The organism is Streptococcus uberis (assembly GCF_900475595.1).
GTDB classification, from domain to species: Bacteria; Bacillota; Bacilli; order Lactobacillales; family Streptococcaceae; genus Streptococcus; species Streptococcus uberis.
In genome coordinates this window covers 1,125,120-1,137,498 of sequence record NZ_LS483397.1, presented here as the reverse complement: position 1 = coordinate 1,137,498, position 12,379 = coordinate 1,125,120, and the positions used below count along the sequence as shown (strand labels likewise).

The window sequence follows — 12,379 nt, the reverse complement described above, 5'->3', positions numbered from 1 at the left end:
CGATATAATAGAAGCATAAAGTCTTTCAGAACAACAAAACTGAAAGGCTGGTAAACAAAGAAGGAGAAAAAAATGGCTGTTGAAATTATTATGCCAAAACTTGGTGTTGACATGCAAGAAGGTGAAATCATCGAGTGGAAAAAACAAGTCGGTGATACTGTAAACGAAGGTGACGTTCTTCTTGAAATCAATTCAGATAAAACAAACATGGAAATTGAAGCAGAAGATTCAGGTGTACTTCTTAAAATTGTTCGCCAAGAAGGTGATGTTGTTCCTGTAACAGAAGTTATTGGTTACATTGGTGCTGAAGGTGAAGTTGTTGAAGATAACAGTTCAAGTGCTGCAACTGAAAAAGCAACAGCAGACTTAGAAGCAGCTGGTCTTGAAGTACCAAAAGCACCTGTAGCAAGTGAAGCACCTGCTAAAGAAAACAAAGCTCCATTAGCAGACGATGAGTATGATATCATTGTCGTTGGTGGCGGACCTGCTGGTTACTATGCTGCCATCCGTGGTGCACAACTTGGTGGTAAAATTGCCATTGTTGAAAAATCTGAATTTGGTGGTACTTGCTTAAACGTTGGATGTATCCCAACTAAAACTTACCTTAAAAATGCTGAAATTCTTGATGGTATCAAGATTGCAGCAGGTCGTGGTATCAATTTAGCATCAACAAACTATACCATTGACATGGACAAAACTGTTGATTTCAAAAACTCTGTTGTTAAAACCTTAACAGGTGGCGTTCAAGGGCTTCTTAAAGCTAACAAAGTAACTATCTTCAACGGACTTGGACAAGTTAACCCAGACAAGACAGTTACAATTGGCTCACAAACCATTAAAGGACGTAATGTTATCCTTGCAACAGGATCAAAAGTATCACGTATCAACATCCCAGGTATTGATTCTAAACTTGTCTTAACATCAGACGATATCTTAGACTTACGTGAAATGCCTAAATCACTTGCTGTTATGGGTGGTGGTGTTGTAGGTATCGAGCTTGGTCTTGTTTGGGCATCTTATGGAGTTGATGTAACCGTTATTGAAATGGCTGACCGCATCATTCCAGCAATGGACAAAGAAGTATCAACTGAATTGCAAAAAATCCTTTCTAAGAAAGGCATGAAGATCAAAACATCAGTTGGCGTTTCTGAAATTGTTGAAGAAAACAACCAATTAACATTGAAATTGAACAATGGTGAAGAAGTTGTTGCAGAAAAAGCCCTTCTTTCAATTGGACGTGTTCCACAAATGAATGGACTTGAAAATCTTAACCTTGAAATGGATCGCAACCGTATCAAAGTTAATGACTATCAAGAAACATCAATCCCAGGTATCTATGCACCAGGTGATGTTAACGGAACTAAAATGCTTGCTCACGCTGCATACCGTATGGGTGAAGTGGCAGCTGAAAATGCAATGCACGGAAATGTGCGTAAAGCTAACCTTCAATTCACTCCAGCTGCTGTTTACACACATCCAGAAGTGGCAATGGTTGGTATCACAGAAGAAGATGCACGTGCTAAATATGGTGACATCCTAGTTGGACGTAACAGCTTTACTGGTAACGGACGTGCCATCGCATCTAACGAAGCACATGGTTTTGTAAAAGTAATTGCGGATGCTAAATTCCACGAAATCCTTGGTGTTCACATTATTGGTCCAGCAGCAGCTGAAATGATCAACGAAGCAGCAACAATCATGGAATCAGAATTGACAGTAGATGAATTGTTATTATCAATCCATGGTCACCCAACATTCTCTGAAGTTATGTACGAAGCTTTTGCAGATGTGTTAGGTGAAGCTATCCATAACCCACCAAAACGCAAAAAATAAGCCTGATTTCAGGACAAAAAACTCATAAAGTTTAGGAGAAATCCTAAACTTTTTTTGGTTCACTTTCTGAAAAAAGGAGTATAATTGAGTCATAAAATGAAAGCGCTTAAGAAAGCGAGGTTCAAGAAATGATGATGATAGACCATGAGACTCTCAAAACAATTCATGCTTGTAGTGAAAAAGAGGCATATGAGAGATTAAACACATCTGAAAAAGGACTGACGCAAAAAGAAGCCAGCCAACGACAAGCCCAATTGGGCAAAAACATCATCAATGAGGCTAAAAAAGAACCATTGATCCTAGTTTTCATCAAAAATTTTACAGGGCTCATGGCCATCCTCTTATGGGTAGCCGGAGCCATTGCCATTTATTCCCATAGCCCGGAATTAGGTATTGCCATTTGGATGGTTAATATCATCAATGGTATCTTTAGTTTTGTTCAAGAACATCGGGCTAGTAAGGCCACAGAAGCCCTCAAAAAGATGTTGCCATCCTATGTTCGGCTGGTTCGAGATGGCAAAGAAGTAAAAGAATTGGCTGAAAATCTGGTGCCTGGTGACCTGGTCATGATAGAAGAAGGAGACCGCATATCAGCTGATGGCCGCCTGATTTTTGCAAGGGCCTTGAAAGTCAATCAGTCTGCCCTACCAGGTGAATCCAATCCAATTGATAAAACAGCTCAGGCAGACCTAGACCCAGAAAAAACAGACTTGGAATATGACAACATGGTCTTTGCCGGAACAACAGTCTCCTCTGGATCAGGAAAAATGCTAGTCTCAGCCATCGGTATGGATACCGCCTTTGGTCAGATTGCCCACCTGACCCAAAACATGGAAGAGGAAAAGAGTCCCCTTCAAAAAGAGCTGGATCTCTTAACCAAGCAAATCACTGTCATTGCAGTATCCATAGGACTTTTCTTCCTACTTGCCTCCATGTTCTTTGTCGGACAACCCTTTGCCCAAGCCTTTATCTTTGCCTTAGGGATGATTGTTGCCTTTATCCCAGAAGGACTCTTGCCAACTGTGACGCTATCTTTAGCTATGGCAGTCCAACGCATGGCAAAAGAAAATGCCTTGGTGAAAAAATTATCCTCTGTGGAAACCTTAGGGGCCACCTCTGTCATTTGCTCCGATAAAACCGGCACCCTCACCCAAAATGAGATGACGGTTAACCATTTATGGACCATAGACCAGAAGATTGACGTCACAGGACTCGGCTACGCCCGAAAAGGCCAGTTGCTCAAAGAGGGAAAAGCCTTCGACCTCAATCAGTCTCAAAGCCTGGAAAAACTGATTACTTATGCCCAACTCTGTTCCAACGCCAAGGTCCTAGACCCAACAGCTGAAAACCCGCATTACAGCGTTCTAGGTGACCCGACTGAAGCCTGCCTCAGCGTTTTGGCTGAAAAAGTGGGCATGTCTCTTGAGGCCAACAACCAAAACTACCCACGCCTAGACGAGTACCCCTTTGACTCCGTCCGCAAACGGATGACCACCCTTCACCAACATGGCCAAAAAATGCTGTCTATCACCAAAGGTGCACCTAAAGAAATTCTGGAAAAAGCCACGGCTTATTTGGATGACAATGGTGTCCACCCCATGACCAGCGACTACTTTAACCAAGCCCTCCAAGCAAATGATACTTTTGCCCAAGAAGGGCTGCGCGTCTTAGCACTTGCCTACAAAAACCTAGATGACAACAGTAAGTATTCAAGTGACCAGGAAAGCTTGGAGCAAGACTTGACCTTTGTTGGTTTAATTAGCATGAGTGATCCCCCAAGAGAAGGGGTCATGGAAGCCATTGAAAACTGCCACAAGGCGAGCATCCGCATCATCATGGTGACAGGTGACTACGGCATCACTGCCCTCAGCATTGCTAAGAAAATTGGCATTGTTAAAGGTCAAGATGCCAAAGTGGTTTCTGGTTTGGAATTAGGTAAGATGACGGATCAGAAACTCAAAGAGGTGCTTAAAGGCGAAGTTGTCTTTGCCCGTGTAGCTCCTGAACAAAAATTCCGTGTGGTCAAAGCCTTGCAAGAAATGGGCGAAGTGGTAGCTGTTACTGGTGACGGCGTCAATGATGCCCCTGCCCTTAAAAAGGCTGACATTGGTGTTGCCATGGGCATTACGGGAACTGATGTGGCCAAGGAATCAGCTGATATGATTCTGACAGATGACAACTTTGCTTCTATTGTTCACGCAGTTGAAGAAGGCCGTGCCGTCTACCGCAATATCCAAAAATTCCTATCCTACATCATCACCTCAAATGGACCAGAAGCTGTGCCTTCCGCCTTTTTCCTCTTTTCAAAAGGCTGGGTGCCACTTCCTTTGACGGTTATGCAAATCCTCACTATTGACCTGGGGACAGATATGTTGCCAGCTCTTGGCTTGGGCATTGAGCCGCCTCTCAAAGGGGTAATGGAAAGGCCACCTCGTAAGATGAGCGACCGCCTGCTTGATCGCTCCTTGATTCTGAAAGCCTTCTTCTGGTATGGCATGTTAGAGTCTCTCTTAGCCATGATTGGTTTCTTTGTGACCTATTGGACCAGTCAGGGCCATCTCAAGTATTTGGCTGCTTCTGGAAGTCTTTATAAAGAAGCCACAACCATGACCCTTGGTGCCATTATCTTTGCGCAAATGGGTATGGTTATGATAGCCAGATCAGATGGTCATTCCATCAGGCATCTGCCAATCTTTGCCAACAAATTGATTACATCAGGTATCCTTTTAGAAATTGGCCTCTTTATAGCCCTCCTTTACACCCCCTTCCTACAAAAAATCTTTAACACCGCTCCAATTAGCCTTATTGACTGGCTCTATCTCCTTCTCTGCCCATTCCTCATGGTCGGCATGGAAGAAATCAGACTAGCTATCAAGAAAGGTAGAAAACCATAGAATAGGTGTGATGACTTATTGCTATTTAAATAAACTAATAGTAACACACCTCACCTGTTCAAAAGCGAAGATTGCGAGTGAAAGGAGCACAGAAAAGTATAAAAAATCAAATCAATAAAGTAAGGCAAAAAACAAGCCACTGGCTTGTTTTTTGGTAGCCATTGCATTAAAATAGATACAGTGATTATTGACAAAAACAGGAGAATAAAATGAAATACATTGTAAACAAAAGTAACAATCCGGCTTATAACATCGCCTTAGAAGCCTATGCTTTTCGTGAATTGCTTTCTGAAGACGAAATTTTTATCCTCTGGATTAACGAGCCAGCCATCATTATTGGTAAACACCAAAACACCATCCAAGAAATCAACAAAGAATACATCGATGCCCACGGTATCCATGTTGCCCGTCGTTTATCAGGTGGCGGTGCCGTATACCATGATTTGAACAACCTCAACTACACCATCATCTCTAACAAATCAGAAGAAGGGGCCTTTGACTTCAAAACCTTCTCACAACCCGTGATTGAAACCCTAGCAGACCTTGGGGTTAAAGCAGAGTTCACAGGACGTAACGACTTAGAAATCAACGGCAAAAAATTCTGTGGTAATGCCCAAGCTTATTACAAAGGTCGCATGATGCACCATGGTTGCCTCTTGTTTGATGTAGACATGACAGTCCTCGGAGATGCCCTAAAAGTCAGCAAAGATAAAATTGAATCTAAAGGGATTAAGTCCGTTAGAGCGCGTGTGACCAATATCTTAGATGAACTCCCAGAAAAAATCACTGTTAATGAATTCTCCGATAAAATTCTAGCAAAAATGAAAGAAACTTACCCTGACATGACCGAGTATGTCCTATCAGAAGACGAGTTGGCTAAAATCCAAAAATCAGCAGATGAGCAATTCGGTAACTGGGATTGGGTTTATGGAAAAGCACCAGAGTACACTATCGAACGTAATGTCCGCTATCCAGCTGGTAAAATCAATACCTTTGCCAATGTTGAAAAATCCGTCATCAAAAACATCAAAATCTACGGAGACTTCTTCGGAATCAAAGATGTTCAAGACATTGAAGAACTTCTTGTTGGAACTCGATACGAGAACAAAGATGTGCTTGAAAAACTCAAAACCATTGACACAACCCAATACTTCTCAGGCATGACCGTGGAAGAAGTAGCCAAAGCCATCGTAGCCTAAAAGAAACACCTAGACTAAACGGTCTAGGTGTTTTTGTCATATCCTGCACATGCTTCTGCCTAAAGAATATCCTTAATGGGTGATCTCTGATACTGTTTAGGAGATAAACCCACATGGGCCTTAAAAGTTCGTGAAAAGTGGGCTAAATCAGCATAGCCCAAACTGTTACTAACTTCAGTCACATTGTTCTGGTTGCGCAACATGACCTTGGCTTCCTCCATCTTTTTCTGGCTGATGTACTGTTGCAAAGAGCAATTCATCTCCTTACGGAAAAGCTTGCGAATGGTGGACTCGCTAAAGTTAAATTGCTTGGCAATGTCCTCCACCATCAACTTTTGCGATAGGTTTTGGTGAATGTAGCGCAAAATCTTGGCAACCGTATAAGAGTGGTTATTGATCCGCCCTATCTTTTGCGTAAAGAGGATAATGGCTGATTCTCTCAGGGCCAAGACATCCTGGCTACTCAAACAGGCTTCGCATTTGCTCATGTAGTAATCTCTTGTATGGTGGGCATAAACTCGGTCCACACCCATGGAAATGGCTAACTGCGACAGCTTTTCAAAAATCAAAATGGAATAGTTTTTCTCTGAACGCAAGTCCTTGGTCACCCCTTTTGGCGTCACAGACTGGGACAGAAAGGAACGGACCTCCTTCAAATCGCCCTTCTTAACACTCTCAAGTAAGTGAAACTCATAGTCAAAGTGCTGGTCCTCATAGAGGTTGCACTGCTGAATCAAGGACTCCGATAATTCCTTACGGATGTCCTCAAAAATCTCCTGCGTCAAGCTTTCTTGGTCCTGCTCCATCAAATGCAGATGACCCGTAAAAAAGTAGTGAATCAAGTGCAGCAAATGGGCCACATCCGTGATGTGTTGGCAAGGGCAAAGCCCCTCTTGCGCCAAACAGTGCTGGGGAATAAAGGTCAAATCTGCCAAAGGACGTAGAGTCTGAGCAGGCGAAGCGGACCAGAAAGGACCGAAAATAAAAAGGTAGTTCTGGAAGGGATAAAGGGCTAACATCTGTCCCTTGGGTGTCCGTAAAAGGGTAAAAGGAAAAAGACTTTTTTGCCGCCAAACCTTATCCAAATGGGGTCTCAAGTCTGACTGGAGACAAGAGTCTTGCTGAAAAGGATAGGCCTTGAGCATGTCCAAGTCATTGTTTAGGACCACAATAGGCAAAGTAAAACAAATGTGCAAGGATTCTAAAAGCGGGTGTCTATACATAGGATCTCCCTTTTTGGTCAAAAATGCATGAAAAAAGAAAGCGACTGTTTATGAGGCTTTCCGAGGAGGGTGTGAGCAATGGATGTGAGAGATGCCAACAATAGTTATTAAAATGAAGCGAATTTTAAAAAAATGAAATAGAATAAGGTTATCAAACTATTGTACCCTTTGGTGAAAAGAAGTCCTCATAAACAATTGACTTTCCAAGTACATACTTTATCAAAAGAGCAGTCAAAAACAAAACCATAAATTTAATCAAATGATAGAAAAATGAATAGTTGATAAATAAGTGATAATAAAATGAAAATTTCCTGATTTCAACAAAAAAGGAGCGAAAGGCACAAGAAGAAAACCTGTGGTCATGGCAATATAGTAAATGGTTATTGACGACAAAAAGAACTGGCCTCAAGGGCTACCGCCACAAAAAGAAAACGGTTGCCCAGGAACAGCTTTTGATGCGTTAAGATACCTAAAAACTAAAGACACTCTCTAATGTAGAGAGTAGAGAAGGAGACATGTCATGACACACATGAATAAAAACGGACGCTACAAGCAACGCTTTAGCCTCCGTAAGTACAAATTTGGCGCAGCCTCAGTCCTCCTAGGAACCATCTTCGCCCTAGGCATGACCGGAACAACAGCGCAGGCGCAACACCACCCTCTTTCTCCGGGAAGTCCAGGTGCATATCCATTTGGACCAGGAAGTTCAGGGTACGGGCCAGGTGACTCAGGAATTTACCCTGGAGTACCAGCTGGACCTGGAATGGGATCGTTTCATGGGGGACCATATGGTTTTGATCCGAGTATGATTGTTGGACCTCCAGGACCTGCAGGAGAAAGAGGTGAAATGGGGCCAATTGGACCCACAGGTCCTAGGGGAGAAAGAGGTGAACCTGGTATACAAGGTCCCCAAGGACAAGCTGGTCCCGCTGGAGCACAAGGTGCACCAGGTGTAGCTGGTCCACAAGGTCGCCAAGGAGAACCAGGTCGAGACGGTCGTGATGGACGAGATGGATTACCAGGTATGGATGGACTGGATGGTCGTCCTGGGTTAGATGGACTGGATGGTCTAGATGGTAAAGACGGTAAGGACGGAAAAGACGGTCAGGATGGAAAAGCTGGAACTGACGGCCGTCATGGTCAAGATGGTCAAAATGGTAAAAACGGTCAGGACGGCCAGAACGGACGCAACGGACAAGACGGCAAAGCCGGCAAGGACGGGAAGTCTGGTACGGATGGTAAGAACGGCAAAGCCGGAACTGACGGAAAAGATGGTAAGTCTGGAAAAGACGGCAAAGCCGGAAAGGACGGGAAGTCTGGTACAGATGGTAAGAACGGCAAAGCCGGAACTGACGGAAAAGATGGTAAGTCTGGAAAAGATGGCAGAGCCGGTACCGACGGTAAAAACGGCAAAGCCGGAAAAGATGGTAAAGCCGGTACAGATGGTAAGAACGGCAAAGCCGGAACAGACGGTAAAAATGGTAAAGCTGGTCAAGATGGAAAAGACGGCAAAAATGGTACTGACGGCTTAAACGGTCGTGATGGCCGCGACGGACGCGATGGCCGCGACGGACTTGACGGAAAAGATGGAAAAAATGGTAAAGATGGTGAATCGCCAATCATTAATGTCAAAGACAATGGCAACGGTTCTCACACTATTACTTTCTTAAACCCTGACGGAAGTCGTAAAGAAGTAACCATCTCTAATGGTAAAGATGGTGCACCAGGCCGTGATGGTCGTGATGGTAAAGACGGTATGCCAGGTCGTGACGGACGTGACGGTCACGATGGCAAAGACGGTATGCCAGGTCGTGATGGCATGAACGGTAAAGATGGCCATGCAGCAGCAGCTAAGAACGATGGCAAAGGCAATGCTTCAGACATGAAGCCTAAAGCTGGTCAAGCTCCTGCAGCAATGACCAACCAAAACGCGCATGCAAACAACAATGGTCCAGCGAAAGCGCAATTGCCAGCAACTGGTGACACCGCTAACCCATTCTTCACAGCCGCAGCCCTAGCAGTCATGGCTTCAGCAGGAATGGTAGCTGTATCACGCAAACGCAAAGAAGATTAAACCTACCCCTCCTAGATTCATTACAATGGTTGACAGCGAAAAGCTCTGAGGATAATCCTCAGAGCTTTTTTGTGATTAAGAGTCAAATTCGGCCTTACTCTTAACATCCGCGTATTCTTCCGCCACTTCTTGGCTAAGAATTTCTTGGTAAGGGGCAAGGGCAATTTCTTGACCGTATTTGAGTTTAAGGGCAGTGGTTACCAGACGGTAAGCCAGGTTCACATTCCTGGAAAGGATTGGCCCGTGGAAGTAGGAGCCATAAACATTTTTATAATGAACCCCTTCAGTTTGATCTTCCTTATTATTGCCGTTGCCATAAACCACTCGACCCAAAGGTTTCTCATCATCAGACAGGAAGGTCCGTCCTTGATGGTTCTCAAAACCATAATAGGTTTCATCGAATTCCTGGTTGTGGATTTTGATATCACCGATAAAGCGGTTTTGGTGCTGATTAAGGGTGTAGTGTCCCATGACACCGATGCCGTCGATTCTCTCACCGTTGGCTTGTACATAGTACTGTCCCAGTAATTGGAAGCCACCGCAGATGGCTAGGATAACCTTATCTTGGTCAATATAGTTGGCAATGGCAGCTTTCTTTGACGGTAAATCTTTAGCCACAATACTTTGCTCATAATCTTGGCCACCACCAAAGAAAATCAAGTCGTAGACATCAGGGTCCAGCTCATCCCCCATGGAGACGATGTCGACTTGGACACGAGCGCCTAGTTTTTCGGCCACGTATTTGAGCATGAGGACATTGCCATTATCGCCATAGGTATTCATGAGATTACCATAGAGGTGGGCGATGCGGATGTCGTATGTGTAGTCACGGTTTTCTGGAGATTTTAGGGAAGTATAAGTCATTAGTTCATCTCCTTTCTAACCACGTGACGGCTTGCCAAAAGCTCACGGAAGGCTAACATCGCGGTATAGGTTGCGAGGATATAGGCATGTTTGCTATCTTGCTTTTCAATTGCCTGCATGACCTCTTCCAAGCTCTCTTTTTCACTGATTTTGCTACTGTCATATCCAGAAACCCGCAAACGACGGGCAATTTCTGAGTGACGGACGCCACCAGCATTGATTTCAGTGATGTCCATTTCCTGGATCAGTTCAAAGTTAGCATCCCAAATCCATGAGGTATCAATCCCATCAGCGTAGTTAGCATTCAATAGAACAGACAGGCTGAAAGGATAGTCTGCTAGCTTAATCATTTCCAAGGCCTGACTAGCCCCAACTGGGTTTTTAATCAAGACCAAGGTACAACTCTTGTCACCAATGCTAAAGGTTTCCTGACGCCCAAAGACTGCTCGACTCTTTTCAAAACCAGCCTTAATTTGTTCAGGTGACAAGCCAAAGAACTCGGCCACGGACACCGCTGCTAATGCGTTGTAGATATTGTAAAGGCCACCCACATTGATGCTATACTCTTGCCCATCGATGACAAAAGCAGAGCTGACATTAGTGGTTTTGGTCAAGGCTGAAAGCTGATAATCCAGTTTCGGACGTTTGAAATCACAGTTAAGGCAGATATAATGCCCTAAATTGGCATAAGTGTTGAGGCGGTATTGCAAAATAGCCTGACACTTAGGACATAGGATGCCTTCAGTATTGTAGTGGGCCAATTGCGGTTCGTGGTCCTCAGTATTGAAACCGTAGTATTTGACTGGGTTAACCAATTCTTTTGAAGCAAAGAGTGGGCTATCGCCGTTGGCTAGGATAGTAGCCTCGGGAGCATTCTTAGCCCCATCAATGATTAATTGATAGGTGGTATAGATTTCGCCATAGCGGTCCATCTGGTCACGGAAAATATTGGTAAAGACAAAAAGACTTGGCTTGATGTATTGGGTAATCCGTGGCAGGCTAGCTTCATCAATTTCTAAAACGGCAATCTTTTTGCCGCTTTTCCCTTTTTTAGCCGTTAAAAAACTGGAGACAATACCAGTAATCATGTTGGCCCCACTTGGGTTAGTTAAAACCTGTCCATAGGCTTCTTTTAAGATACCCACAGTCAAAGCAGTGGTTAGGGTTTTTCCATTAGTCCCTGTCACCACAACGATTTCATAATCTTTGGCCAGGCTATCTAAAATATTTTTATCAAATTGTAGGGCCAACTTTCCTGGGTAGGTAGAGCCTCGCCCCATACTTTTTAAAAGGGTTTGTGCAGTTTTTCCGGCAGTAATGCCCATTAGCGTCTTCATTTTCATGTTTATATTTTAACATAGAATCAAGAATTTTGAATACAGAAAAACTGTAATAAAAATGTTATAATAGTCTTAATACGTATTTTAGATAGAAAGAGAGACGTATGCAGAATCTAAGTCATATCGATGCCAAGTTTATATCCAGTTTATTTGCAGACCCTTGGATCTTAATCATTCACTTATTAGATATCTTGATTGTCGCCTATGCCATTTACCGTTTTATTAGGGCTTTATCAGGAACCAAAATCATGTCCTTAGTGCAGGGTGTTTTACTCTTTATCATTTTGCGCTTTGTGGCCGAGTGGATTGGTCTGACAACTATTACTTATTTAATGAATCAAGTTATCACCTATGGGGTTATCGCAGGTGTTATTATCTTTGCGCCAGAAATTCGTGCTGGTTTAGAGCGATTTGGTCGTTCCACCCAAGTTTTCCGCCAAAGAGAACTGCTCAGTGATGAAGAAAAGCTTGTCGACGCTTTGGTCAAGGCTGTGGCCTACATGAGCCCTCGTAAAATTGGTGCCTTGATCTGTATTGAACAGGCCCAAACTTTACAAGAATACATCGCAACAGGAATTCCCTTAAATGCGGATATCTCCAGCCAATTGCTGATTAATATCTTTATACCAAACACGCCATTGCATGACGGAGCTGTTATCATTGCTAACAATAAAATCATCTCCTCATGTTCTTACTTGCCCCTGTCTGAATCAACCACTATTTCCAAAGAATTTGGAACCAGACACCGCGCAGCCATTGGTCTTTCAGAACATTCCGATGCCATTACCATCGTTGTTTCTGAGGAAACAGGTGGCATCTCAATCACCGACAAGGGCGAATTCTTGCATGATTTAAGCCGTGCCGATTTCGAAACCTATCTGCGTTCTTATTTCCTGAAAGAAAACCAGGAGAAAACACCTTGGTACAAAACCTTATTTGGAGGCAAGTAAAA

The 12,379-nt window shown here is 43.6% G+C and carries 8 protein-coding genes; 5 read left to right on the top strand and 3 right to left on the bottom strand.

Going from position 1 to position 12,379, the window contains the following annotated elements:
- Positions 1-72 precede the first annotated feature (72 nt).
- The 3 genes from lpdA (at position 73) to DQM95_RS05980 (ending at position 5,926) form a co-directional block, all read left to right on the top strand.
- On the top strand, positions 73-1,833 hold the full coding sequence (gene lpdA / locus DQM95_RS05990; protein ID WP_037591976.1) for a dihydrolipoyl dehydrogenase: 1,761 nt from the start codon (positions 73-75) through the stop codon (positions 1,831-1,833).
- 134 nt (positions 1,834-1,967) lie between these two features.
- Positions 1,968-4,727, top strand: a complete 2,760-nt coding sequence (locus tag DQM95_RS05985; protein WP_111685970.1) for a cation-translocating P-type ATPase — start codon at positions 1,968-1,970, stop codon at positions 4,725-4,727.
- Positions 4,728-4,936: 209 nt separating this feature from the next.
- The gene (locus DQM95_RS05980; RefSeq protein ID WP_037591979.1) at positions 4,937-5,926 is read left to right on the top strand and encodes a lipoate--protein ligase; all 990 of its coding nucleotides are present in this window, start codon (positions 4,937-4,939) and stop codon (positions 5,924-5,926) included.
- A gap of 59 nt (positions 5,927-5,985) precedes the next feature.
- Here the strand turns inward: DQM95_RS05980 and DQM95_RS05975 are convergent, their stop codons facing one another.
- Positions 5,986-7,149 carry a YSIRK-targeted surface antigen transcriptional regulator gene (locus tag DQM95_RS05975; RefSeq protein WP_037591981.1) on the bottom strand — a complete coding sequence of 388 codons (1,164 nt, stop codon included), beginning with the start codon at positions 7,147-7,149 and terminating at the stop codon, positions 5,986-5,988.
- Positions 7,150-7,669: 520 nt separating this feature from the next.
- Here DQM95_RS05975 and DQM95_RS10150 point away from each other — a divergent pair.
- Entirely contained in the window at positions 7,670-9,223 is a 1,554-nt protein-coding gene (locus DQM95_RS10150; RefSeq protein WP_037591983.1) for a YSIRK signal domain/LPXTG anchor domain surface protein, read from the top strand.
- Between the two features lie 75 nt (positions 9,224-9,298).
- Here DQM95_RS10150 and gatD read toward each other — a convergent pair whose 3' ends face one another.
- Positions 9,299-10,087 (bottom strand): lipid II isoglutaminyl synthase subunit GatD, encoded by a 789-nt coding sequence (gatD, locus tag DQM95_RS05965; protein ID WP_037591984.1) that lies wholly within the window; start codon positions 10,085-10,087, stop codon positions 9,299-9,301.
- Positions 10,087-11,430: a lipid II isoglutaminyl synthase subunit MurT gene (gene murT / locus DQM95_RS05960; RefSeq protein WP_037591986.1), complete on the bottom strand. Its 1,344-nt coding sequence runs from the start codon at positions 11,428-11,430 to the stop codon at positions 10,087-10,089. Before murT ends, gatD begins: the two co-directional genes overlap by 1 nt.
- A gap of 101 nt (positions 11,431-11,531) precedes the next feature.
- Between murT and cdaA the strand changes: the two genes are divergently transcribed.
- Complete coding sequence (cdaA, locus tag DQM95_RS05955; protein WP_012658581.1) at positions 11,532-12,377, top strand: diadenylate cyclase CdaA; 846 nt, start codon at positions 11,532-11,534, stop codon at positions 12,375-12,377.
- Positions 12,378-12,379: the final 2 nt, after the last annotated feature.